This is a genomic window from Enterococcus sp. DIV0802b (genome assembly GCF_050543535.1).
In the GTDB taxonomy this organism is placed as follows: domain Bacteria; phylum Bacillota; class Bacilli; order Lactobacillales; family Enterococcaceae; genus Enterococcus_D; species Enterococcus_D entomosocium.
The window spans coordinates 2418524-2444699 of record NZ_CP172941.1 but is presented as its reverse complement, the minus strand read 5'-3'; the positions used below and the strand labels follow the sequence as shown (position 1 = coordinate 2444699).

Below are 26176 nucleotides of genomic sequence, written 5' to 3'. Positions count from 1 at the left end.
ACAAAGACCTTTAATTTGTTTCATTTTATCTTTAGTTTGTTCCTTATTTTTTAGGGATGAAAGCGTTATTCTAGTAGCATGAAGGAGATGATGAGATGTGAAGAAAAAGGGGTTTTGGAGGAATGTCTGGCAATACAAAGCGTTAATATTGATGGCTTTGCCAGGTGTTGTCTGGTTTATCTTTTTTTTCTATATACCTGTATTCGCAAATGTGGTGGCGTTCAAAGATTTCCACATTTCACCAGACGGCTTTTTTGCCAGTTTGAAACAAAGCCCGTGGGTCGGCTTTGATAACTTTAAATTTTTATTTGCATCCAATGATGCTTGGCTGATTACTAGAAATACGTTACTCTACAATATCGTATTTTTAGCATTCAACCTATTCTTTGCGATTGCCTTTGCCATTATAATGAGTGAGCTACGCAATAAGCGTTTGGTAAAAGTTTATCACACGATGTCACTGTTGCCGTACTTCCTTTCTTGGGTGGTTATTTCGTACTTTGTCTATGCCTTTTTGAGTCCAGACAAAGGGATCATCAACCAATGGATCACGGGTATGGGCGGTGAAGGAATCAACTGGTATGCTGATCCGAAATGGTGGCCGTTTATTTTCGTCTTTATGAATGTCTGGAAGAGCTTAGGCTACAACAGCATCATCTATTATGCGTCAGTGGTCGGGATCGATCAAACGTATTACGAAGCCGCGATGGTCGATGGCGCCAGCAAATGGCAGCAGATTAAAAATGTGACGTTGCCACAACTGATTCCAATGATTTCCGTCTTGTTGATTTTGAACATCGGTGGGATCTTCCGTGCCGACTTCGGACTTTTCTATCAAGTCCCACGAAACTCTGGGGCGTTGTACCAAGTCACCTCCGTTTTAGATACGTACATTTATAATGGACTGACTGCCACAGGCGACTTCGGGATGACCGCAGCTGCCGGCCTTTATCAATCAGTGGTTGGGGCATTATTATTACTAACAGCGAATTTGGTTGTTCGTAAACTAGAACCAGATTCAGCATTATTCTAAGGAGGATGGATAAATGAAGAAAAAAGTAACGAAAGTCGAGATCCGCTCCTTTAACCCAACGGTCAACCTGATTTTTAATATCGTGATCGGTCTGTTCGCGATTTCCTGTGTCTTGCCGTTTCTCTTTGTGATCGCGATCTCATTGACCAGTGAAACCTCTTTGGCAGAAAACGGCTATCGCTTTTGGCCACAAGAATTTTCGTTCGCAGCATATACCTACCTGTTTAGCGGACAAATGAGCAGCAAAATTTTCCAAGCATTTGGCGTATCTATTTTTATCACTGTTTTTGGTACCTTCGTCAATGCAACGATGACTTCGCTATATGCCTATGTCATCTCTCGCTCAAATTTTCCATTCCGTCGGTTCTTTACGATCTTCGCTTTGATCACCATGTTATTTGCGCCAGGGATGGTTGCCAATTACTTAGTGATGGTCAACTTGATCCAATTGAAAGACACGATTTGGGCATTGATCTTACCCCTTGCCTTAGGGCCTTTTAATATCCTTGTTATGCGGACCTTCTTTAAAAAGACGGTACCAGATAGTATTATAGAATCTGCGCGCATCGACGGTGCCAGCGAAATGAAGATTTTTCTGTCCATCGTGTTGCCGTTAGCGGTTCCAGGGATCGCAACGATCAGTCTATTTGCCGCTCTTGGCTATTGGAACGACTGGTTCAATGCATTGTTGTATATTCAAAAAGACTCTTTAGTGCCGTTACAAGCACTTTTGATGCGGATTCAAAGCAACTTGGACTATCTAGCCAAAAGCTCCGGCATGGCTGCCCAGATCCAAGGCGGTTTGGCCGCTTTGCCAAGCGAAACTGCTCGCATGGCAATCGTTGTTGTTGCAACCTTACCGATTGCGATCACCTATCCATTCTTCCAACGGTATTTTGTCGGTGGTCTGACAATTGGTGGCGTCAAAGAATAATCAAATAAGTATAGGGAGGAAACAAAAATGAATTTGTGGAAAAAAACAGCTTTTGCTGGGATGGCCGCAGCGGCAACTTTGGGAATGGCTGCCTGTGGGTCGAACGGCGCAACATCCGATTCAGAGAACAATGCAGACGGCGTAACGACTTTATTGATGTATCAAGTCGGGGACAAGCCAGAAAACTTTGATCAATTAATGGAGATCGCTAATAAACGCATTGAAGAAAAAACCAACGCTCGCATCGATCTGCAGTACATCGGCTGGGGAGACTGGGATCAAAAAATGAGCACCATCATTTCATCGGGTGAAAACTACGATATTTCTTTTGCCTCAAACTATGTTGCCAATGCGCAAAAAGGCGCGTATGCAGATTTGACGGAGTTAGCACCAAAATATGCCAAAGAAGCGTATGATCAATTAGACGAATCTTATATCAAAGGCAATACGATCGACGGAAAATTATATGCCTTTCCAGTCAACGGCAATATTTATGCCCAACAAGTCTTGACCTTCAATAAACAATATTTAGACAAATATGATTTGGATATCAGCGGGATCGAATCTTATGTAGATGCCGAAGACGTGTTGAAGAAGTTCAAAGAAGAAGAACCAAACATCGCACCGTTTGCGATCGGACAAACCTTTAATGTTTCTGGAAACTATGATTATGTGATTGGGAAAGATTACCCATTTGCTGTCAAATTGGATGGCGATACAACGAAGATCATCAATCAATACGAAGATGATGAACAAATGGAAAACTTGAAATTGATGCACAAATGGTACAACGAAGGCTTGATCCCAACCGATGCAGCCACCAATACAACTGGTTACCCATTAGAAGGCAACACATGGTTCATGCGTGAAGAAACCCAAGGACCAATGGATTACGGTGATACGATCTTAAGCAATGCCGCAGGTCATGAATTGGTTTCACGTCCAATCACGAAACAATTAAAATCAACCGGACAAGCGCAAATGGCAAACTTTGTCGTAGCGAATGTTTCGAAAAACAAAGAAAAAGCAGTGGAAGTGTTGGGCTTGTTGAACAGCGATCCTGAATTGTTGAATGGATTGGTTTGGGGTGTCGAAGGTGAAGCATGGGAAAAAATCGAAGGCCAAGACAACAAAATCCGTCTCCTTGATGGCTACTTGCCAAATACCCGGATGGCTGCTTGGAACACTGGGAACAACATGATCCTTTACACACAAGAATCCATCACAGACGATATGATCAAAGAGCGTGATGAAAACATTGCTAACGCGGAAGCATCACCAATCTTAGGGTTCAACTTCAAGACTGATAATGTGAAAACAGAAATCACGAATATCGCCAATGTCATGAACCGTTACAAAGCAAGTTTAGCAACCGGAACGATCGATCCAGAAGAAAATGTTCCGAAACTAAACGAAGAATTAAAAACCGCTGGCTGGGAGAAGGTCCGCGATGAAATGCAAAAACAATTTGATGAGTACCGCGCAAGCCAAGAATAAGTAACAGGTGGTTCTCATAAATCAATAGATCAAGCAAGCCGGAGGCTAAACGCATCAGGACCAATGGTTCCCACGTCTAGCTTTTGGCTGCTTTTTCTTTTAAAGTAAATAGCAAAATCTTTGATAAAAACGTTACTTTTGTTTTTAACGTTCAAACAGCAAGCATGTTGCATCTAAAACGTACATAGCATTAAAAGATTCTCAGGTAGCTTGAGTAGGAAGCTGGAATCATGCTACATTTTCGGTAGGGAACAAATAAGGGAGGAATTTTAAATGGAAGAAACAGCAAATAGCGGGTTGGTCAAGGGCTTTCGCTTGATTTGGGCGATCGTGAAGTTGAATTTGTTTTTTGTCGTATTGACGCTTGCCGGTGGGGGAATCTTAGGGATTGGTCCAGCGTTTCATACCATCAGTGCTTTGATCCACGAAGATGGACTAAATTATGAGAATCAAAGTTTTCGTAGCGCATGGCGCATTTGGCGCAACGTCTTTGTCAAGGCCAATAAGCAGTTTTATCTGTTCTTCCTACTGACAGGGTTCTTAGTGTATAACCTGTATTTAGCTACCCAGATCCAAGGCTTGATTTGGTTGATGATCTCTTTTGTTTTAGTTGTTGTCAGTGGATTGAGTGTTTTACTGTACCTGTTAAGTGTGGTTTTTGACACGTCTTATGAGATATCCTTGTGGAATAACCTGAAATTGTCCTTTGTGTGTCTGTTTCTTCATATGGCGACCTTTCTAAAATTGCTGGTTGGGATCGCTAGTATTCTAGTTTTTACTTGGATGATGAAAGGGCTCTTGCTCTTTGGAACATTCAGCTTACTGATTTTATGGTGCCATGTGGCGATCAGTCAGGAAAAAAACGTCATTGATCGGGATTTGGCACATGACTAAGTGGCGTTTTCGTTTGTTCAAACATGATTTTTTGATCAATCAGTTGATGCAGCTGTACAGTGTACTCTTGGTGATCATCTCCATCATTATTATGTTGGTCCTGACCGCTTATACCGGAGCGGATCGTTTTACTACGAGTGAACGTTTAGTGGAGAGCACAAGCTTGCAGCTGGATGCTTACGTGCAAGATCAAAATACCGTTGTTTCAACGGTACTTGGCGAATTTACTAGTTCAGATACCGCCTTTGAATCATTACGCAACTATTTGCAGCTTTCATTGCCAGATTATTTTTCCTATAGTAATGATATTTTTCGCCAGACGGGACAGAGTGTTTACTTGCCCAATATTCTCTATCGTTTGATTCGTAATCATCCTAGTATCGAAGAGATCATCATTCAATTGGATGAAAGCAATGAGACATTAGTGGCAACGCCGGATACACCTTATGGAGAAAAACACAGCGGCAAACAGATTGATTTAAAAAATCGTCTGTTTTTTGTTCGTTCGATCGCCCAACCAAGTAATTATGCCCAGCCCTTAGGACAAGTCTACGTGATCTTTCGTTCAGACGATGTTTTAGCCAATCGACAAGAAGACAACCAAGTTCATGGAATCAACAGTTTTTTGTTTACCTCAAATGGTCAGCGCCTTTACAAGGATGCCACGAACCTCAGCAAGGAAACTTTAGCCAAAATAGATCAGGCGGTTGCTCACGGAACCATTCACGACACTCTTTCGAAAGACTTTTATATCAAAAAACAAACCACTGTCAGCGGAGAAGTGTCCCTGGTTTTGTTGTCAAAAAGGGTGATCTGGCGTGATATTTTTTCTAGTGCCATCTGGATCTTTAGTTTCGGGATCGGGATTCTCTTATTAGTCCTATGGGTGCTTCATCGCACCTTTAAGCGCTATACATCGCAAGTACAGCAGATCGTCTATGCGACGAAAGAAGTCAGCCAAGGGAATTTTGACAAACGGATCGATACCGCCAATGTCCAACAAGAGCTGAAAGAAATCGCAGAAGCCATCAATCAAATGACCTACAGTATCAACGAGTACATCAAAGATATTTACACGCTAGAGATCAAACAACGGGATGCCGACATGCGGGCGCTGCAAGCCCAGATCAATCCGCATTTTCTCTATAACACATTAGAATACATTCGAATGTATGCCTTGAGCCGCAACCAAGAAGAGCTGGCGGATGTCGTCTATGCTTTTTCGGCCCTATTACGGAACAACACGACGCAAGAAAAGACGAAGACCTTAAAAGAAGAAATCGATTTTTGTGAAAAATATGTCTACTTGTTTCAGATGCGCTACCCAGATAAGATCGCCTATCATGTAACCATCGATCCGGCATTAGAACAGTTGGAATTGCCGAAGTTCACACTGCAGCCACTTGTCGAAAACTATTTTGTTCACGGCATCGATTATCAGCGCAATGATAACGCCATCAGTATCAAAGCTTATAAAGAAGCCGGTCAAATCGTGATTGAAGTCAAAGACAACGGCAAAGGCGCAGATCCGCAGCAGTTAGGAATGATTCATGAAGAATTGCAAAATCAGGAGATCGGAGCCCAAACCTCAATCGGGATCAAAAATGTTCACGAACGGTTGCGGGGCATGTTCAATGGCGCTTATCAAATGGACGTTACGTCTCAAGCAGCCGCTGGGTTTACGGTCAAGATCCGTCTAGATGAAAACAATTTGCAAAGGGGGCATGAGGCAGATGTATAAAGCAATGTTCGTTGATGATGAATATATGATCTTGCAAGGGCTGCAAATGATCTTGCCTTGGCAAGAGCTGGGCTTTGAGGTGGTGCATACAGCGAAAAGTGCTAGTGAGGCCCTCGAGTATCTACAAGAACATTCCGTTGATTTGCTGATCACGGATATTCGGATGCCAGAAATGAACGGCATCGATATGATCCGCCAAGCGCAAGCGTTTGGGAATCGATTTTTTTCGATCATTCTATCTGGTTATCAAGAGTTTGCCTTTGTCAAACAAGGCATGGCGTTAGGTGTGCGTAATTATCTAGTCAAACCTGTTAACAAAGAAGAACTGCGTAGCAGTGTTCAAGCGATTGCAGCTGAGTTAGAGGAGCAGCAAAAACTGTTGGCAGAAAAAGAACTTTATCAAGAATCAAGCCTGCTGCTTTGGTTGAATGATGAATTGAACGAAAGCGAGTACCTCCATTTGCTGGCGCAACAGAGGGTGCCGCTAGCAGCCCCCTTTACCGTTTTGCAGTTCAATGGGACTGCCGAGATCTTACAAAAAATCACGACGTTTTTTCAGCAACACGATCAGCCATTGATCTTACCAGGGCGATTAGATGAAAACCAAGTGATCATTACCGCAGCCGGACCAAGACAGCAAATCAACGCTGACTTAAAAGCACTAGCCCAGCAGCTTAATAGTAAAGACTGGCAGTTGATCATGAGCGAAACCATCAACGAGTGGGAGAATTTGTATAAAGCCTATGAGAAAATCAAGCAGGTTCAATCGCTGCAAGCCTTCTATCCAGATCTGTTTTTACAAGAACAGACGATCCACGTGGATATATTAGAGCGAAACGAAGAACTACCGTTTCTATCTTTTAACAAAGCGCTGACCATCGGGGATGTTAAAACAATCCAACATGAGCTAGATAAAATGTTCGCTATTTTGGAACAAACCCAAGCAGACCCTGAACATGTTCGCTATGTTTCTTTTTTGTTGTTCAATGATATTTATCGGCAACTGCCGGTGCTTTCCCAAGAAAACCATGAGCAGATTTTGGCACGGATTCGCGAGACCAATACATTGGCAGATTTGCGGCAACTTTTTGATGATGTGTTGGAGCTGGCCAAATCGCAGCCGCCGCAAAAACGTTATTCAGAGATCGTTCAAAAGACGATCCAGCTGATTGAAGAAGGCTACACCCATGATTTGACGGTCAAATCAGCGGCAGAAGAACTGCACGTTAGCGTTGTTTATTTGGGGCAACTCTTTAAGAAAGAAACGGAAATGAGTTTTAATCAGTACGTCAATCTGGTGCGAATCAAGCAAGCTCAACAGCTGCTGCTTCATTCGAAAGCCACGATCAGTGAGATCGGGGATTGCATCGGTTACAACAATACCAACTATTTTTCGAAGATGTTTAAGAAGTTAAATGGCTTGACCCCCAAAGAGTTTCGCGATACCTATGAACAGCATTATGAATCCCTTGATTGAATTTAGATTTCTTCAAAAAAAATCCGGTTTTTGTGATTAAATGATAGTAATTGTGACGCTTTCACGGTAAACTAAGAGAGGAAAAATAAAGAAGAGAGCGTGATGTTGTGAAAGAAACCAAAAAATTTGCACAAGTTTTGATAGGTACCGGGCTGATTGCGTTAGCCATATCCTTATTGATCACTGCCCATCAAGGATATGATACGATCAGTACGTTTTTGTTAGGAATTTTGAATTTTATCGATGTCCCTTTTTGGATAGCCAGTTTGTGTTTTAACATTGTTGTTTTGTTGATCGTTGCAGTCTTTGATCGTGCCGAATTAGGCATTGGCAGTTTTATCAACGGGATCGGCTTAGGCTTGTTGATTGGGATCTTTGAACCAGTGATGGACAAAGTATCAATTCATTTGCCTTTCTACCCATGGATTGCTATTTTCGCTGCACCGATCTTATTTGGCATCGGCGCTGGTATCTACGTTTCTTCCAGCAAAGGTTCAGCGGCGTTAGAAGCCTTGACGGCCTTGATCTACAAGCGAAGCAAATTGACCCAAAAAACGATCCGTATCGGCTTGGATGCTGCGATGGTCTTGATCGGTTTTGCGTTAGGCGCCAGTGTGGGGTTAGGTACTCTCTTGTGTATCGTCTTTATTGGCCCAATCTTTGAAGCCACCATGAAAACCATCGCTGCCCGGAGGAAAAACGCCTAGCCTTGAGAATAAGTCGGAAAAAGCTGTCTGAGAGGGCAGCTTTTTTGCTGCTTCCATTTAAGGAAATCAGCTGAAGAAAGAGGAATCCTGATTTCCTTAAGATTCTCTGGGTAAAAAAAGTGTTTTCTCCATGGTTCCCGACTGATTGGACTTGGTATACTGATAAGACGAGTAAAGGAGAAGTGAAAATGAAAAGTTATCGTTCGACGATTGCGGCTTGCTTTGTAGGGTACATCGTTCAAGCCGTGATCAATAATTTTGCCCCCTTATTATTTTTGACCTTTCAAAGCCAATACCAGCTACCAATCAGCCAGATAACTTTGTTGGTCAGTTTTAACTTTTTGACTCAGTTAGCCGTCGATTTTGCAGCAATCTTTTTTGTAGACCGTATCGGCTATCGTATTTCGATCGTAGCGGCGCATTTTTTTGCAGCGATCGGCTTGATTGGTTTAGCCATTTTTCCCTTATGGTTTCCGACCCCGTTTAGCGGATTATTAGCAGCGGTTTTATTGTATGCCATTGGCGGTGGCTTGCTGGAAGTTTTAGTCAGTCCCATCGTTGAAGCCTGTCCAACGGAACATAAGGAAAAAACGATGAGCATGCTGCACTCGTTTTATTGCTGGGGGTACGTGGGGGTCGTTTTGTTCTCAACGGCGTTCTTCATGGTGTTCGGTATTCAACAGTGGCCGATTTTAGCGATCGTCTGGGCGCTGATCCCGTTGGTCAATTTGTTTTTCTTTACCAAAGTCCCGTTGGCGCCAATCGTTGCCGAAGGAGAACGAGGGTTGACCACTCGGCAGCTCTTTTCCTTGAAAAGCTTTTGGCTGTTTCTGGTGATGATGGTCTGTGCTGGAGCCAGCGAACAAGCAGTCAGCCAATGGGCATCAACCTTTGCTGAACAGGGCTTAGGTGTTAGTAAGACACTAGGCGATTTGGCAGGACCGATGGTTTTTGCCTTGATGATGGGGATCTCCCGCTTGCTTTACGGCAAATTTGGAGAACGAATCGATTTGAAACGCTTTATGTTTTTGAGTGTTTTGCTTTGCCTACTGGCGTATATGATGATCGGCTTTGCTTCATTGCCATTGATCGGGTTCCTTGGCTGCGGCTTAAGCGGTTTTGCCGTAGGGATCATGTGGCCGGGGGTCTTTAGTCTTTCTGCGCAATACATTCGCAACGGCGGGACGGCGCTATTTGCTTATTTGGCATTAGCGGGAGATCTAGGATGTTCAATCGGACCCGCTGTCGTCGGTAGCATCGTCGAATGGTCGGGACAACAGCTGCAGGTTGGGATTTTAGGTGCGATCATTTTCCCGATCATCTTGCTGGCAGGAATTTATTTGGTTCAACAAATGCACAAAAAACGACAGCTTCCGTTGCTGGTTTTTCAAGAATCCACAAAAGAATAAAAAAATTTTGGAGCAAATGCCGTCTTTTCATGGTATTTGCTTTTTGTTTTCTGAAATTCCTCTAGTCAAGATAGTTTCTATCCGCTATACTTTGACTTATTCATTTAAAAAGGAAGTGATGTTGTGAAAAGTCAATTGAAAAAAGAAATCAGTTTTTTTGGGGCATTATCGACAGTAATGGGAACGGTGATTGGCGCCGGCGTGTTTTTCAAAGCAGCGGCTGTGGTCCAGCAGACCCAATCGACTGGATTGACCTTGTTGGTTTGGCTGCTTGCCGGCTTTCTAACGATTTGCGGCGGCTTGACCGTGGCAGAGTTAGCGACGGCGATTCCTGAGACCGGCGGACCTATTCGATATATCGAAAGAATTTATGGGAAATTACCCTCCTTTTTATTAGGCTGGGCACAAAGTATCATTTACTTTCCAGCGAACGTGGCGGCTTTAAGTATTATTTTCGCAACACAATGTTTGAACTTATTTCATCTACCTAGCAATTATTTGCTTCCTTTATCGATTTTGACCGGAACGAGTGTGACCTTGATTAATCTTTTGGGAACAAAAGCTGCAGCTCAAGTCCAGTCCGTCACCTTAGCAGTCAAGCTGATTCCGATTGCGGTGATTATCGTGGCTGGCCTGATGACACCAGGTCAAGTATCGGTCTCATTGGTGGATTTTTCTTCCAATACTCAAGGCTCCCTTGCAGCTGGTATCAGTAGTGCCCTCTTAGCAACCCTTTTTGCTTATGATGGCTGGATGGGGGTCGGCAATGTCGCTGGAGAAATGAAGCGACCCGAAAAAGATTTGCCTAAAGCCATCATCTTTGGGTTGAGTTTTGTCACCTTGGTGTACGTGTTGATCAATGTTGCGTTTTTAAAAACATTGCCGATCGATCAAATCGCTGGTAATTTGAACAGTGCCTCAGAAACTGCGATGGCCTTGTTCGGCAGTTTTGGCGGAAAACTGGTCACGATCGGTATCTTGATCTCTGTTTATGGCGCATTGAACGGCTATACAATGACTGGCTTGCGGGTCCCATATGCGATGGCGTTGGAAGATGAGATTCCTTTCAGTAAGACCTTTGCGACCCTAAGCAAAACCACCAATGCACCCTATGCGGCGGCCTTTTTACAATTAGGGATCGCTTGTATCATGATGCTTTTAGGCACCTTTGATCTTTTGACCGATATGCTGGTTTTTGTTATGTGGTTCTTTAGTGTATTATTGTTTGTAGGAGTTTTTCGTTTGCGAAAAACAGAACCACAGATGAAGCGTCCGTATAAAGTTCCCTTCTATCCAATCATTCCCTTGATTGCGATTTTAGGTGGCTGTTTTATCTTGATCATGACCTTGATCACTGACACGTGGTTAGCAGTCGTGGGAATCGGCGTGACATTACTAGGAATTCCCGTTTTTTATGGAAAAGCAAAAGGAAAAGCGAGAGGGGCGAAAGAATGAAGATCGTTGTACTTGATGGCTATGCGTTGAATCCAGGGGATTTGGCTTGGCAAGGGTTTGAAGAATTAGGAGAGGTGACGGTGTATGATCGTACCTCATATACAGATAAACAAGAAATAATTGAGCGAATCGGTGATGCCGAAGCGATTTTGACAAATAAAACACCGATCACCGCTGATGTGCTCAAAGCATGTCCGCAATTGACCTACATTGGGGTACTAGCAACTGGATACAATGTCGTTGATTTGGCAGCAGCGAGGGAACAAGGAATCACCGTGACCAATATTCCTAGCTACAGTACCAATGCAGTGGCACAAGCGACCTTTGCTTTGCTGCTGGAAGTGACGAACCAAGTGGGACACCATAATCGTTCCGTGCATCAGGGTGACTGGCAAACCAGCAAAGATTTTTCTTATTGGCAGACGCCATTGATGGAATTGGCAGGCAAAACGATTGGGCTGATTGGATATGGTGCGATCGCTCAAGCAGTTGCCACGATCGCACATGCGTTTCAATTGAAAGTAATCTACTTTAATCATCGACCAAAACCAGCACAAGCTGCTTGGGCAAAACAAGTGTCGTTGGCGGAACTGTATCAAGAAGCAGATATCATTAGCCTTCATGTTCCACAGTTTCCTGAGACAGAAAAAATGATCGATCGCACAGCTTTGGCACAAATGAAACCTTCTGCGATCCTGATCAATACCTCGCGTGGCGGCTTGATTGATGAAGCAGCAGTTGCTGAAGCGCTGAAAACCGGGCAGATTGCAGCCTTGGCGGCAGATGTCGTCTCGAAAGAACCGATTGCAGCGGACAATCCCTTGTTGCAAGCACCAAATTGCTATTTGACGCCGCATATCGCTTGGGCGCCCGTCGAAACCCGACGTCGTTTGATGGGGATCGCTGTGGCGAACCTAAGCGGCTTTAAAGCAGGTACAGCGCAAAATGTCGTGTAAGCAAAACGAGCAATTAAAAGGACTTTGACAAAGCAGGCGACTAGTAAAGCAGTTAGTCTCGCCAACACAGTAACCATTTCGACCAGTCATCTAGCCTCATAAGGTGGTCGGTCGTAGGACTGGTGGTTTGTCTAAGTCTTTTTTTGCTGAAAAAGAAAGGAGACGGTCTTGAAAAAGTATTATTATCTAGCGGTCTTTATCAGCTTGGTTGTCTTTAGCTGGCTGATCCAAACCCAAAGTAGCCGCTTTTATGCACAGCCGATTATAGAAGTACAGACGGTTCAAGTCACAGCCGATCAGCAGCAGATTCAAGGGATCCTTCGCAACGGAGAAGAAGCTGGGGTACTGCGGACAGTCACTACGCAATACACCCCCAACGGTGCGATTCATCCGTTGTATCAGAACGGACAACAGCTGCTTTTGCAAAAAGAAGGGGATGGCTGGCAGGTACAAGCACAAAAACGGGATGGGTATCTCTTTTTCTTCCTTGCCTTATTCCTGATGGCAGTAGTCGCAATTGGTGGCAAAAAGGGCTTACGGGCTTTGCTTAGTATCTTTGTGAATACTGGCTTGCTGCTCCTTTTTCTTTGGTTTCACAAAGGCAACAGCTCCTTTTCATTGGTCTTTTTGATGATCGTTTTTACGATCGTCTCGTTGGTTTTGACGATGGGGATTTCCTATGGCTTTCGTACGATCGACAGCCGCAAAATCATTGCCTCGTTAGCCAGCGTCCTCTTGGCGTTTTTTCTCTGTCGGTTCGCCATGGATCTTTTGCAAGATCATGGGTTGCGCTATGAAGAAATGTCGTTTCTGACCCGTCCGTATCGCAGTGTCTATCTAGGGAGTCTGCTGATTGGCGCGATTGGTGCCAGCATGGACAATATCGTCATGCTGATTGCCAGTTTAGATGAGATCCAACGCATCAATCCCCAGACGAGCCGCAAGGAACGATTAGCGATCGGTCGGTCCATCGCGCAAGATACGACTTCTTCGATGATCAATGTCTTGTTGTTTGCCTATTTAAGTGGGAGTATGCCAGCGCTATTGTTTTACCTAGCAAATGGCTGGCTGCTGTCGCAAGCATTGCCGATGCATCTTTCTTTAGAAATAGTGCGTACATTATGCGGCGGCTTTGCGCTGGTTTTATCGGTACCGTTGACGCTTCTTTGCTTTGAACTACAAAGGAGGAAAGCAAAATGACTGTTTTGTTTGTGTTGATCTTGCTTTTTCTCTTGCTGACTTTCGCTGTTTTTCGGATCGAAGGGCTGTTTCAAGTCACAGGTCTGTTTATGAATGTGGCCGTCTTTCTAGCGCTACTGGTCCTGATTGACCGAGGGGCACCGATTTTACCAGCGGCTTGTGTTGCCTTTTTAGCCGTGGCGGCGATCACCTTGTTTTTCGTGAACGGCGTCAATCAGAAAACCAAAATTGCCTTTGTCTGTGTGTTGGTCTTTCTAGGGCTTTTTCTACTATTATTTCCTCTTGTGCTCTCTGCAATGAATCTTCATGGGTTTTCGGCAGAGGAACTCGATGAGTTGGCGATGTATTCCTTTGATGTAGCTATCGATTTTAAGACATTGATGACTGCGATCATTTTGATGAGTTTTTCGGGGGCGGTGGCAGATGGGAGTATGGCGATCAGCACTGCGACCTATGAACTTTTTCAAGCAAACCCGCAAGTCTCAATCAAGGCATTAAGTAAAAGTAGTATGACAGTGGTATCAGACGTATTGTCTTCGACGATCAATACCTTATTGTTTGCCTTTATGGGAAGTAATCTGGCGTTGATTGCGTGGTTTCAAGATTTGTCGATCTCCTTTGGTGAAATGCTCAATTCGAAGGCGTTCGTCTCAGAATTGGTCGTTTGTTTGATCACGGGTCTGGCAGCGGTGATTATTTTACCCATCACCGCATGGGCAGCAAGTTGGTATTTTTTGAAAAGAAACCGAATGGAATAGGAAGGAGCGCAACCACCATGGAACCACTAATTGAAACTAAGCGATTAGTGCTGCGAGAAATGAGTCATGACGATCGACCAGCGATTGAAAAGATTTTGCAAGATCCAGAAGTTATGATTGCCTATGAAGGACCCTTCAGTGAGCAAGAAGTCACTGGTTGGATCGACAAACAGCTGCAACACTATCAAAACGATCACATTGGCTTGTGGCTAGTGATTGAGAAAGCATCCGGGCAAGCGATCGGTCAATGCGGGTTGACATGGCAAGACGTCAAGGGAGAAGCCGTTTTAGAAATTGGGTACTTGTTTCAAAAGAACTTCTGGCATCATGGGTTTGCCACAGAAGCCGCCCAGGCCTGTAAAGACTATGCGTTTGCAACGCTGAATGCCGATATTGTTTATTCGATCATTCGTGAGTCCAATCAAGCCTCCATAAATGTGGCATTGCGCAATGGAATGAAGCTGGTGGATCGCTTTGTTAAACACTATCGACAAGTGGACATGCCGCATCTTGTGTATGCTGTGGCGAAAGAGATGTGAAAAACGAAAGAATGCTTTTTTCGATTTAGACAATGAAACGCCCCTAGAAAGTTAGCTTTTCCTAACTTTCTAGGGGCGTTTTTTAAGCTTGCGTAAAGCTTTTTCGCTCGATGAGTTCAGCCCCTAAAAGGACTGTTTTGGTGATCGCTCGAGGATGAACGATCTGATCCACCAGCAAATCGATCGCGGTTTTGGCGATTTCCTCCACATCGATGTTAAACGTTGTTAGTGGGGGAGCCACAAATTTTGCGATCTCATTGTCATTGATACTGATTAATTCCAAGCAATCAGGAATGATGATAGATCGTTCATTTAACGCTTGGAGCACACCAACTGCGATGGTGTCAGAAGCCACAAAGAGCGCCTCTGGCAAATTGTCACCAAGGGATTCCACCATTTTTTTCGCCAAACGATAGCCGGTTTCAACGGAAAAATTGCCACCACTAAATAAGAACGCCTCATCGAGGGCGTCTCGACGAGCCAGCGTTTGACGGAAGATGACCTCGCGACTATCCATTTCTGCACGTTGGGTATCAGGATTTAGATAAGCACCACCAATAAAGCCGATCTTTCGGTATCCTTTTGTTAAAAATAGATCGATCGCCAGTTGCGTCATTCGATCAGTATCAGGTTTGACCGTATCGAACAGCTCTGGACAGGGGTTGATTTCCAAAAGGACGCCATAGGGGCAAACGGATTTGAACTGCTGCGTTTCATTCTCAGTGAAAGAGCCAATCCCAATAAATCCGGCGACTTCTTGCAGTGTTTCTAAAACATCATCTTCATGGGTGATTAGTTGAATTTCCAAATTGTTGATTTTCGCATATTTTTCTAAAGAGATTCGCAATTGTCGAAAATAGACATCTTGAAGCTCTTCTTGTTCTGTCAGCCAGAAAAGGACGGCGATTTTTTCTAGTGTTGTTTTTATTTTTGAGCGATCATAACCTAGTGATAAAGCGGTATGAATAATTTTTTGACGCGTATCGGCTGCGATCGACAACGATTCGTCGCCTTTCAATAATCGGGAAACAGTCGCTTGTGAAAAGCCTGATTGCTCGGCAATTTTTTTTATTGTAACCAATCTTCTTCACCTCTTTCTTCTAGTATACGCTAACAACTTTACCAAGTAAATGAATTTACTAAATATATTTACTGAATAGTGGAAGTTAGTAACATAGAGGTATTTCGAAAAAATTATTTGTGTGATAAACCTTGATTTTATCCTTTTATTTACTCCATTGAAGAAATTAATTTAGTAAAACTATTTACATATTAAGTAAAATAATTTATTATAAACGAGAAGATAGCGTTTGCAAAATAAAGAAAAGGTGGAGAAATGATGATGAAAAAAATGTCTCGAGTTCTTTTTTTAAGTGTAGCAGCTTTAGGATTAGGTGCTTGCGGTCCACAAAGTGAAGGGACAGATAGTACTGCAGCAAATAGTGGCAGCGATAAGGACTATGATCTATTGGTCTGGGAAGACCAAGCAAAATCAGCTGGGATTGAAGAGGCAGTCAAACAATTTGAAGAAGAACACGATGTGACGATCAAAGTGGTCGAAAAAGCCTATGGTGGACAGATTGAAGATTTACGATTGGATGGACCCGCTGGTACAGGTGCGGATGTCATCACAATTCCTGGTGATCAAATCGGTACAGCAGTTACCGAAGGGTTGTTGAAAGAATTAACAGTCGATCAAACGCTACAAGATCTGTATACGGAATCAGCAATGCAATCGCAAATCGTTGATGGCAAAGTCTACGGCTTACCAAAAGCGGTTGAAACACAAATTTTGTATTATAACAAAGAACTAATTTCCGAAGAAGACTTGCCACAGACAACGGATGAGTGGCTAGAGTATTCTAAATCTGTTTTAGGTGCTGACAGTTATGGGTTACTGGCATTATGGGATCAAATTTATTACGCACAAGGTGTATTGAGCGGTTATGGCGGGTATGTTTTTGGCGAGAATGCCGATGGATCCTATGACCCTGAAGATATTGGATTAGCTAATGAAGGTGCGATCGAAGGAGCGGACTATATCCAACAGTTTTATGATGCAGGTGTTTTTCCATCCGGATTGGTCGGTGAACAAGGAATCAATGTGTTGGACTCTTTATTTACGGAAGGAAAAGCTGCAGCTGTCGTCTCGGGACCATGGAACTTGTCTCCTTATAAAGAAGCGGGCATCGACTATGGTGTGAAAGAATTGCCATTATTAGGGAATGGTGAACATATGGGCTCCTTTATCGGTGTCAAAAGTTACAACGTAAGCAGTTATTCCCAAAACCCTGAATTAGCTGAAGCGTTCGTGAAATTTATCAGCAATGAGGAAAATTCAAAAGTCCGTTATGAAAAAACGCAAGAAGTACCAGCGGTTGCTTCATTGGCAGATGATCCAGCAGTTCAAGAAAGCGAAAGTGCTGCAGCCATTGCTGCTCAGTCCCAATACGCAGAACTAACGCCTGGGATCACTGAAATGAATTCAGTATGGGAACCAATGGATGCCGCATTGCAGACCATTGCTACTGGAAAGGCTGAACCGAAAACAGCTCTACCACAGGCAGTCGATCAGATCAAATCAGCCATTGCAGCAATTCAAAACTAAAAAGTCGTTACGAGGACAAACGTTTCGGATGGTGATTCAGTACTAGGAATCAAGTAATGCCGAACGAAACGTTTGTCAGCGGCTTTTTCTTACAGGGGGCGAAAATGTGAAAAACACGCAGTCGTATGCAAAACGAGCAATGCTATTCTCGATAATACCAGGATTCGGTCAATTTTATAATCGGCAAAAAATCAAAGGCGCTTTATTTTTCTTCTTTTTTGCTATGTATCTTGTCGTCTTTAAAGATTTATTTAATATGGGACTTTGGGGCATCGTGACATTAGGCGTGGAAGTGCCGAGAGACAATTCCATCTTTTTATTAGCAGAAGGATTAGTTGCCTTGATCGTCATCGGTTTTGGTCTGTTGTTCTATTATTTAAATATCCGTGATGCCTATAAAAACGGCGAATTAAGAGACAATGAGCTACCAGTCAACTCTATCCGTGAAAGCTACCAGGCACTATTAAGAGAAGGCTATCCTTATTTAATGAGTAGTCCAGCATTTTTCTTACTCGTGTTTTCTGTTATTTTTCCGATTCTCTTTAGTATCGCGTTAGCTTTTACGAACTATGATCTGTATCATTCTGCACCTGCCAATTTAGCAGATTGGGTGGGATTAGAGACCTTTAAGAAGATTTTTACTGTCGATATTTGGCGTAGTACCTTCTTCAATGTTCTAGGCTGGACAGTTATCTGGACCTTGATCGCCTCAACGCTACAAGTTTCTATCGGAATATTTTTAGCGGTGCTGGTGCATCAAAAAGAACTACGATTCAAAAAGTTCTTTCGAACGATTTTGATCCTCCCATGGGCAGTTCCGGGATTTGTTACGATCTTGGTATTTTCAGGAATGTTCAATGATTCCTTTGGTGCGATTAATAATACGATTTTGAATTTCTTCCAGATTTCACCGATTCCTTGGCTAACGAGTGCGAATTGGACCCGTTTAGCTTTGTTACTGATTCAAGGCTGGCTAGGCTTTCCGTATATTTTTATCGTGACTACAGGGACGCTGCAATCCATTCCTGATGATTTGTATGAGGCGGCGACCATCGATGGTGCTTCAGCTATGCAAAAATTCCGACGAATCACATTGCCATTACTGCTTTATGCAATGGCACCAATTTTGATTACGCAATATACGTTTAATTTCAACAATTTCAATATCATTTATCTGTTTAATTCTGGTGGACCGGCAGTTCCTGGTTCGACCGCTGGTGGTACCGATATTTTGGTTTCATGGATCTATAAGCTCACGATGCAAAATAGTCAATATGCACTAGCAGCAGCATTGACGATTCTCTTATCGATCGTCGTGATCGCGATTGCTTTATGGCAATTCCGCCGAACAAATTCATTCAAGGAGGTTGGATAACATGAAGGCAGCAAGTATGAAAAAACAAAAATTTGTCCGCCTATCCTTGACGTATCTCGTACTGATTTTTACGGTAGTGGTGATCGTCTACCCTTTACTATGGACGATCGGTGCTAGTTTTAATCCTGGGAACAGTTTAATAAGTACGAGTCTGATTCCGACGAGTCCGACATTAAGTCACTACACGAAATTGTTTGCTGGCGACAATTCGCTATATTATAGTCAATGGTATTTGAATTCATTGAAAATCAGTGTATGCACTATGTTCCTGTCACTGATCTTTGTCTCCATGACGGCTTATTCCTTTTCACGGTTTCGTTTTACAGGCCGTAAAAATGGATTGATGCTGTTCTTACTACTACAAATGATCCCGCAGTTCTCTGCCTTGATCGCAATTTTTGTACTGGCGCAAATGCTCGGCTTGATCAATAGTCATTGGTTGCTGATCTTGATTTACGTTGGGGGTCAGATTCCCATGAACACGTACTTATTGAAAGGATATTTTGACTCGATTCCGTTAGATTTAGACGAGAGTGCCAAGATAGATGGTGCAAGCAATACGCGAATATTCTGGCAAATTTTGATTCCATTATCTCGACCAATGCTGGCAGTGGTTGCCATGAATGGTTTCACCGGACCACTGGGAGACTTTGCCCTGTCTTCAGTGATTTTACGTAATCCTGAGTACTATACATTACCCATCGGGTTATACAAATTAGTCACGGATAAAATGGGTGCCAGCTATACGACTTTTGCGGCAGGGGCCATTTTGATCAGTATTCCGATCGCGCTCGTCTTTATTGCATTACAAAAACATTTTGTCACCGGTTTGACCGCTGGCGGCACAAAAGGATAGGAAGAGAAGATGATAAGATATAACTTAGAAGAACGCTTTTTACATGGTGGGGATTATAATCCTGACCAGTGGCTAAATTATCCCGAGATCTTAGCCAAAGATTTAGAACTAATGGAAAAAGCTCATGCTAATACATTTTCCCTTGGTATTTTTGCTTGGAGTGCCTTAGAGCCAGCAGAAGGGGTGTTTCAATTTGAATGGTTAGACAAAATCATGGATCAGCTCGCCGAACGAAACAGTAACGTCATTTTAGCGACGCCAAGCGGTGCGCGTCCTGCCTGGTTGTCTAAAGCATACCCTGAAGTTCTCCGGACCAATGAAAAACGGGAAAAAATGTTACACGGTGGGCGACACAATCACTGTTTTTCTTCGCCAATCTATCGTGAGAAAGTGGCGATCATCAATCGGAAATTAGCTGAACGCTACCACGATCACCCAGCACTATTGATGTGGCATATTTCCAATGAGTATTCTGGAGATTGTCATTGTCCTATTTGCCAAGAAAACTTTCGTCAGTGGGTCAAGCAGAAGTATCAAACGCTAGCAGCCTTGAATGAGGCCTGGTGGGGACCGTTCTGGAGCCATACCATCACCGATTGGTCGCAAATCGAATCTCCTTCACCGATCGGCGAAATGCAAGTTCATGGACTAAATCTAGACTGGCATCGTTTTGTAACCGATCAGACTATTGATTTCTATGAACATGAGATCAAAGACATTCGTCGTTTGTCTCCAGATGTGCCGATCACAACGAATTTCATGGCAGATACCCGTGAGTTGATTCCCTTTTATAGTCTTGATTATGGAAAATTTGCCCAGCATGTGGATGTCATTAGTTGGGACTGTTATCCTGCTTGGCATAATGATTGGGGAACGACAGCCGATTTGGCAAGTAAGGTTGGGTTTATCAATGATCAATATCGTAGCTTGAAAAAGCAACCATTTTTGATCATGGAATCAACCCCTAGTGGTGTGAATTGGCATCCAGTCAACCGCACGAAACGACCCGGGATGCATCTGTTGTCTTCTATGCAATTTATTGCTCACGGTTCAGACAGTAATCTTTATTTCCAATGGCGGAAATCTCGAGGCTCGTCTGAGAAGTTCCATGGGGCTGTCGTGGACCATGACAACGACGAACAAAATCGTGTTTTTCAAGATGTAGTAGAAGTTGGGAAAGCCTTAGAAGAAATCAAAGAAATCAAGGGATTGCACAAAAAAGCCAAAGTGGCGATCATCTATGATTGGGATAACAATTGGGCGCTCAATGATGCGCAAGGTTTTGGTTTAGAGAGCAAACGCTACCCACAAACGTTGCAAGAGCATTACCGCTATTTTTGGGATCATGACATCGCGGTTGATGTCATCACGAAAGACCATGACTTTGATGCTTACCAATTGATCATCGCTCCGATGCTTTACCTCTTACCAAAAGAAACTATGAAAAAATTTCAACAGTATACGAAAAATGGCGGGACACTGGTTTCCACTTATTTGACGGGGATCGTGAATGAAACGGACTTGACCTATTTAGGGGGCTGGCCCCAAGAGTTAGAAGAACTGTTTGGTGTGTCTGTGAAAGAAATCGATACGTTATATCCGAAACAAAAAAATCTGCTTTTATTGAAGGAGCAGCAGTACCAAATTCATGATTATTGTAGTATTGTCCAAACAAACACCGCCCAAACGTTAGGGGTGTACGGTGCAGATTTTTATCAAGGTCAAGCTGCAGTGACCGTAAATGATTATGGTGAAGGAAGTGCCTACTATCTCGGGGGACGGACGGATCAAGCCTTTTTGGAAGACTTCTATCAAGAAGTAACACAACAGCTTCGCTTACAAAATGAGTGGGTCCGCCAAGGTTCAACGAACGTGTCGATCCAAAGTAGAGAAAGTCAGCAAGAGCAGCTCGCTCCGACCACCTATTATTTTGTGATGAATTTTTCCGAAGAAAATCAAGAAGTAGAGGTAGCAACTTCAGGAATCGATTTGCTTACTGGAAAAACGACAAGCCAACTTCTTCAGTTGGCGCCTTATGAGGTGCAGATCATCAAAGTGACAGCATAAGATCAATAAAAACTATTGTGTCAATTATATGAGAAAAAAGAAGTACTAACGCTGATGAAAAGCGTTAGTACTTCTTTTTTATAGAGAATGGTTTAATTTTCTTGCGCAAATTCGGCAGCTTTTGTTCCTGCTTGGCGTCCGAAGATGATGATATCGGCAACTGCATTTCCGCCAATTCGGTTTTCACCATGCAACCCACCAGTTACTTCACCGGCTGCAAAGAGACCTGGAATGATCTCGTTATCCGTAGCGATCACTTCTGTGTTGGTGTTGATCTTCACGCCGCCCATCGTGTGGTGGATACCAGGAGCGATAGCGATGGCATAGTAAGGTCCTGTTGACAAATCGTTGTCCATTGCTGTGCTGCGTCCAAAGGCTTCGTCTTCACCAGCAGCCACACTGCTGTTCCAGGTAGCGATCGTTTCAGCAAGCGCTGCTTCTGGCATGTCCAATTCTTTTGCCAATTCTTCGATCGTGTCAGCGGATTTGACTAATCCTTGTTGCTCGTAAAAATCAATGGCTGTTACGCGTTCTTTGACACCTGCATCAAAAACTAACGTTGCTGATTTTTCAGGCAGGGCAATGATCGCTTCAGAGACTTTGTCTCGTGTTTCCATTTCATTGAAGAACCGTTCGCCTTCTTGATTGACCAAGATCGCGCCTTCTCCACGGACAGCTTCAGTGATCAACAGTGATTTAGACTGATCCACTGTTGGGTGAATTTGGATTTGTTCTAAATCAACCGTTTGTCCGCCTAATGCTTCGATCATTTTGATTCCATCACCAGTCGAACCCTCTTGGTTCGTTGTCACGTAGTCTGCCAATTCTGGTTTGTACTCGGTGATCATGTCGAAATTGGCACCGAAACCGCCTGTTGTAACGACAACTGCTTTGGCATCAATGGTTTGTTCGTTTCCTTCTACTTCAACGGTCACCCCGTTGACTTGACCATCTTCTTCATTGATTTCTTTGACATCGGCATTTACAAAAATTGGGATTTCCAATTCATGGATGTTGCGCATCAAGCCATCAACTAAGTATTCCCCAACAGCGGAACCATCAGATGGACGGTGCGTTCTTTTTTCACTCATCCCGCCAGTCGTTGTTAAGTTGTCTAAAGTGATACCCATGGAATCTAACCAATCGATCGCTTCTGCTGAATGATCCACAAAGTAGCGCAACAATTCTTCATCATTGGTGTTGTGACCGCCAGCTAATGTTTCTTCATAGAATAGATCGTTTGAATCTTCAATGCCTTCTGCTTCTTGGAATTTGGTTTCTGAAGCGTTCATTCCTGCAGAAGATTTCAATGTATTCCCACCAGAAATTGGCATTTTTTCTAAAATAACTGGGTTTGCGCCAGCTTCCTTTGCTTGGATCGCAGCGGCCATTCCAGCGCCACCCGCACCGACAATCACGACATCGTAGCTGTCTGCAAGTTCGCTAGGGTCTGTGTATTCTTGACCAGATGCAGCGGAAGTTGCATCTGTTTCTTCATTAGCAGATGAACCAGTACTTGTGCTGCTGCTTGTTTGTGAATCAGCGCCACAAGCACTCAAAGTTGCTAACGAGGTTAGGACTAATAGTGTTTGGAAAATTTTCTTCATTGTTTTTATTCCTCCTAAAACTTTTTCCAAATCAAAGACTAACATAGTTGTCATGTTATTTTTAGGTTTTGTTCGAAAAATCACATAATAATTAGAAAAGTTTAATTTATAAAGCGTTTTAGTCGAGATGAAAGGGTTTCTTGGTCATCATAAAAAAGAGTAGATTCGTGAATTTGTGGAAATAGAAGAATTACTGATTCTTTGATTTGTTTGGTATTAATCATGAAGGGAGTATGAAATGAGATTTGATTTTTCTCTTTTCTGTTATTGAAAAAAGGTACGTCACTGAGGTGCCGAGGAACGATCTCTTTTATTGAAAATAAATTAAACGCTTTGCGATCAAAAGATAGAAAGAAATTAGTGGAATCAGTATTTGTGGTCGCCAATTTTTATTCAATAAATAGAGATAGAATCTTGGGTTTCAAGAACCATTGCCAAAAAATTGCGGTGTTTCTTAAAAAAAACAAGAGAACTGTCTTGCAAAACCAATCCTTTCTTGTATAATAAAAATAAGTTAGGTCTACCTAAAAAATAAATAAACTATCCTTAACTATGGAAATGGAGTGAAAATAATGATTACTTTTTCAGAAATATCCGCAGCCTATGATGGCAATCATCAAGTGATCTCGGATTTGTCGTTTCAAGTAGAGAAACCAGCGATCGTAGGGATCATCGGACCAAATGGGGCAGGGAAGTCGACGCTGATCAAAGCGGCGTTGAAGTTGATCCCTTCCAGTGGGAACATGAGTGTCAACAAAAAAGCGTTAAAAGACTTTCAAAAGGAAATTGCCTATGTCGAACAAAAGACTGCGGTTGATTACACGTTTCCGATCACAGTCAAAGAAGTCGTATCTTTAGGCTTGTATCCTAAGATGCGCATGTTCCAAAGAATGTCAGCCAACGATTGGCAGAAAGTGACAGCCGCTCTGGCAGCGGTAGAAATGGAATCCTTTGCGGAGCGTCAGATTGGGGAATTGTCCGGTGGGCAGTTTCAGCGGGTCTTGATTGCTCGAACGTTGGTGCAAGATGCTAACTATATCTTCCTCGATGAGCCCTTTGTAGGGATCGATGCCACCAGTGAAGCGATCATCGTCGGCCTGTTGCGTAACTTGCGAGATGCCGGAAAGACGATTTTTATCGTTCATCATGATCTGGGGAAAATCACCGAATACTTTGATTACTTGGTTTTTCTCAATCAAACCCTGATCGCTGCGGGCCCAGTGAGTGAAGTCTTTACCGAAAGCAATTTGAAGCAAACATTTGGCGATGCGATCATCGTGAAAGGAGGCGTTTAACATGTTGACAAGCTTTTTTACGAGTTTAAGTAACTATCATTTCTTACAAAATGCCTTGATCACGGCAGTCGCGATCGGGATCGTCGCAGGGGTGATTGGTTGTTTTATCATCTTACGAGGGATGTCCTTGATGGGGGATGCAATCTCTCATGCGGTCTTACCAGGGGTAGCCTTGTCTTATATCTTCGGCGTTCACTTTTTTGTCGGGGCGATCTTCTTTGGGATCTTGGCTTCCATGATTATTACCTATATCGCCAATAACAGCCTGATCAAAAGTGATACGGCGATCGGTATCACCTTTAGTTCGTTTCTAGCTTTAGGGGTTATCTTGATTGGGGTAGCAAACAGTTCGACTGATTTGTTTCACATTTTGTTTGGGAATGTGCTAGCGGTGCAAGATAGCGACAAATGGCTGACGATCGCTATCGCTATCCTTGTGCTGGCAGTGATCATCCTCTTCTTCCGTCCACTGCTGATCACTTCTTTTGATCCGATGATGGCAAAGGCCTTTGGGATGAAAGTGCAAGCCTATCACTACTTATTGATGTTCTTGTTAACTTTGGTTTCAGTGACAGCGATGCAAAGCGTCGGAACGATCTTGATCGTGGCTTTATTAGTCACTCCAGCAGCAACGGCTTATTTATATACAAAACAATTGAAGCATATGATGGTCATCGCAGGGGTTCTAGGTGGTTTCGCTTCATTTATCGGCTTGTTTATCGGGTACAGCTTTAATATTGCCGCAGGATCAAGTATCGTTTTGACCGCAGGAGCCTTTTTCGTGATCGGTTTCTTGTTCTCACCAAAACAAAAGACCAGTCCGGTCAAGCGCTGGTCAGCGACAGCGGTTTTAGCAACGGCAGCGGTAGCCGGCGGCTTCTTTTTGGCACAGCAAAACGGACAGATGGCCCAAACAGAAGGGAAGCTTTCAGTAGTAGCGACCAATTCGATCATTGCTGATATTACGGAAAACATTGCCGGTGATCGAATCGATCTTCACAGTATCGTACCGGTGGGGCGTGATCCCCATGAGTATGAACCTTTAGTGGAAGATGTTCGAAAAGCGACCGATGCCGATCTTATCCTTTACAACGGCTTGAATCTAGAAACTGGCGGCAATGGCTGGTTTACCAAATTGATGAACAATGCCAATAAGGTAGAAAATGAAGATTACTTTGCTGTCAGTGATGGCGTGGATGTGCTTTATTTATCTGATGATGAAGACCACAGCAAAGCCGATCCTCATGCCTGGTTAAATCTAGAAAACGGTATGATCTATGCCCGTAACATCGCTCAACGCCTGAGCGAAAAGGACCCTGACAATCGCTCTTTCTATGAAGAAAACCTTGAACGCTACTTGGCTTCATTAGAAGAACTGGATCAGCAAGCGAAGGAAAACTTCCAATCGATTCCTAGAGAGAAGAAATTGATCGTCACCAGTGAGGGAGCCTTCAAATACTTCTCCAAAGCCTATGGTGTACCGTCTGCCTATATTTGGGAAATCAATACCGAAGAAGAAGGTACCCCTGCGCAAATCAAAAACTTAGTGGATCAGCTGCAAAACTCAGCCGTCGCTTCCTTGTTTGTTGAAAGCAGCGTCAATACTCGTCCAATGCAAAGTGTTTCTCGTGATGCGGGCATTCCGATTTTCGGAACCGTCTTTACCGATTCGATTGCAGAACCGGGAGAAGAAGGCGACAGCTACTATAACATGATGAAGTGGAATCTCGAGACGATTTATCAAGGCTTGAATCAATAAAGCAAAAAA

General features: G+C 43.3%; 21 protein-coding genes. 19 read left to right on the top strand and 2 right to left on the bottom strand.

Annotated features, from left to right (window positions below):
- The first annotated feature begins 151 nt into the window (after window positions 1–151).
- The 13 genes from IGJ12_RS11475 (at window position 152) to IGJ12_RS11415 (ending at window position 14600) form a co-directional block, all read left to right on the top strand.
- Window positions 152–1033 (top strand): ABC transporter permease, encoded by an 882-nt coding sequence (locus tag IGJ12_RS11475; protein WP_086294872.1) that lies wholly within the window; start codon window positions 152–154, stop codon window positions 1031–1033.
- Between the two features lie 13 nt (window positions 1034–1046).
- On the top strand, window positions 1047–1967 hold the full coding sequence (locus IGJ12_RS11470; RefSeq protein ID WP_005225516.1) for a carbohydrate ABC transporter permease: 921 nt from the start codon (window positions 1047–1049) through the stop codon (window positions 1965–1967).
- A 27-nt stretch (window positions 1968–1994) separates the two neighbouring features.
- Entirely contained in the window at window positions 1995–3464 is a 1470-nt protein-coding gene (locus tag IGJ12_RS11465; protein ID WP_430619048.1) for an ABC transporter substrate-binding protein, read from the top strand.
- Between the two features lie 273 nt (window positions 3465–3737).
- Window positions 3738–4358, top strand: a complete 621-nt coding sequence (locus IGJ12_RS11460) for a DUF624 domain-containing protein (RefSeq protein ID WP_008378954.1) — start codon at window positions 3738–3740, stop codon at window positions 4356–4358.
- Window positions 4351–6099: a sensor histidine kinase gene (locus IGJ12_RS11455; protein ID WP_008378953.1), complete on the top strand. Its 1749-nt coding sequence runs from the start codon at window positions 4351–4353 to the stop codon at window positions 6097–6099. The genes IGJ12_RS11460 and IGJ12_RS11455 overlap by 8 nt, the downstream gene beginning before the upstream one ends.
- Window positions 6092–7576 (top strand): response regulator transcription factor, encoded by a 1485-nt coding sequence (locus tag IGJ12_RS11450; protein WP_430619047.1) that lies wholly within the window; start codon window positions 6092–6094, stop codon window positions 7574–7576. Before IGJ12_RS11455 ends, IGJ12_RS11450 begins: the two co-directional genes overlap by 8 nt.
- A gap of 107 nt (window positions 7577–7683) precedes the next feature.
- Window positions 7684–8283, top strand: coding sequence for a YczE/YyaS/YitT family protein (locus tag IGJ12_RS11445; protein ID WP_430619046.1), 600 nt, complete (start codon window positions 7684–7686; stop codon window positions 8281–8283).
- Between the two features lie 188 nt (window positions 8284–8471).
- On the top strand, window positions 8472–9692 hold the full coding sequence (locus tag IGJ12_RS11440; RefSeq protein WP_430619045.1) for an MFS transporter: 1221 nt from the start codon (window positions 8472–8474) through the stop codon (window positions 9690–9692).
- Between the two features lie 123 nt (window positions 9693–9815).
- Entirely contained in the window at window positions 9816–11147 is a 1332-nt protein-coding gene (locus tag IGJ12_RS11435) for an APC family permease (RefSeq protein ID WP_008378950.1), read from the top strand.
- The gene (locus tag IGJ12_RS11430) at window positions 11144–12103 is read left to right on the top strand and encodes a D-2-hydroxyacid dehydrogenase (RefSeq protein WP_218193209.1); all 960 of its coding nucleotides are present in this window, start codon (window positions 11144–11146) and stop codon (window positions 12101–12103) included. Before IGJ12_RS11435 ends, IGJ12_RS11430 begins: the two co-directional genes overlap by 4 nt.
- A 168-nt stretch (window positions 12104–12271) precedes the next feature.
- On the top strand, window positions 12272–13303 hold the full coding sequence (locus IGJ12_RS11425) for a YibE/F family protein (RefSeq protein WP_430617290.1): 1032 nt from the start codon (window positions 12272–12274) through the stop codon (window positions 13301–13303).
- Window positions 13300–14061 (top strand): YibE/F family protein, encoded by a 762-nt coding sequence (locus IGJ12_RS11420; protein WP_430619044.1) that lies wholly within the window; start codon window positions 13300–13302, stop codon window positions 14059–14061. Before IGJ12_RS11425 ends, IGJ12_RS11420 begins: the two co-directional genes overlap by 4 nt.
- A gap of 17 nt (window positions 14062–14078) precedes the next feature.
- The gene (locus IGJ12_RS11415) at window positions 14079–14600 is read left to right on the top strand and encodes a GNAT family N-acetyltransferase (RefSeq protein ID WP_420657639.1); all 522 of its coding nucleotides are present in this window, start codon (window positions 14079–14081) and stop codon (window positions 14598–14600) included.
- Window positions 14601–14682: 82 nt separating this feature from the next.
- Here IGJ12_RS11415 and IGJ12_RS11410 read toward each other — a convergent pair whose 3' ends face one another.
- Complete coding sequence (locus IGJ12_RS11410) at window positions 14683–15681, bottom strand: LacI family DNA-binding transcriptional regulator (RefSeq protein WP_430619043.1); 999 nt, start codon at window positions 15679–15681, stop codon at window positions 14683–14685.
- Window positions 15682–15936: 255 nt separating this feature from the next.
- On the opposite strand from IGJ12_RS11410, the gene IGJ12_RS11405 reads away from it, so the two are divergent.
- The 4 genes from IGJ12_RS11405 to IGJ12_RS11390 all read left to right on the top strand — a co-directional run bounded on the left by IGJ12_RS11405 (window position 15937) and on the right by IGJ12_RS11390 (window position 21506).
- Complete coding sequence (locus IGJ12_RS11405; protein ID WP_086373165.1) at window positions 15937–17208, top strand: extracellular solute-binding protein; 1272 nt, start codon at window positions 15937–15939, stop codon at window positions 17206–17208.
- A 139-nt stretch (window positions 17209–17347) separates the two neighbouring features.
- Window positions 17348–18583 (top strand): carbohydrate ABC transporter permease, encoded by a 1236-nt coding sequence (locus IGJ12_RS11400; RefSeq protein WP_016613570.1) that lies wholly within the window; start codon window positions 17348–17350, stop codon window positions 18581–18583.
- Between the two features lies 1 nt (window position 18584).
- Window positions 18585–19439: a sugar ABC transporter permease gene (locus IGJ12_RS11395; protein WP_008378938.1), complete on the top strand. Its 855-nt coding sequence runs from the start codon at window positions 18585–18587 to the stop codon at window positions 19437–19439.
- 9 nt (window positions 19440–19448) lie between these two features.
- Window positions 19449–21506 carry a beta-galactosidase gene (locus tag IGJ12_RS11390; RefSeq protein WP_430619042.1) on the top strand — a complete coding sequence of 686 codons (2058 nt, stop codon included), beginning with the start codon at window positions 19449–19451 and terminating at the stop codon, window positions 21504–21506.
- 92 nt (window positions 21507–21598) lie between these two features.
- Here IGJ12_RS11390 and IGJ12_RS11385 read toward each other — a convergent pair whose 3' ends face one another.
- The gene (locus IGJ12_RS11385; protein WP_008378933.1) at window positions 21599–23113 is read right to left on the bottom strand and encodes a flavocytochrome c; all 1515 of its coding nucleotides are present in this window, start codon (window positions 23111–23113) and stop codon (window positions 21599–21601) included.
- A 572-nt stretch (window positions 23114–23685) separates the two neighbouring features.
- On the opposite strand from IGJ12_RS11385, the gene IGJ12_RS11380 reads away from it, so the two are divergent.
- A complete protein-coding gene (locus IGJ12_RS11380; protein WP_005234801.1) occupies window positions 23686–24408 on the top strand; it encodes a metal ABC transporter ATP-binding protein in 723 nt (240 codons plus the stop codon).
- Between the two features lies 1 nt (window position 24409).
- Window positions 24410–26167, top strand: coding sequence for a metal ABC transporter permease subunit (locus IGJ12_RS11375; protein ID WP_087627167.1), 1758 nt, complete (start codon window positions 24410–24412; stop codon window positions 26165–26167).
- Window positions 26168–26176: the final 9 nt, after the last annotated feature.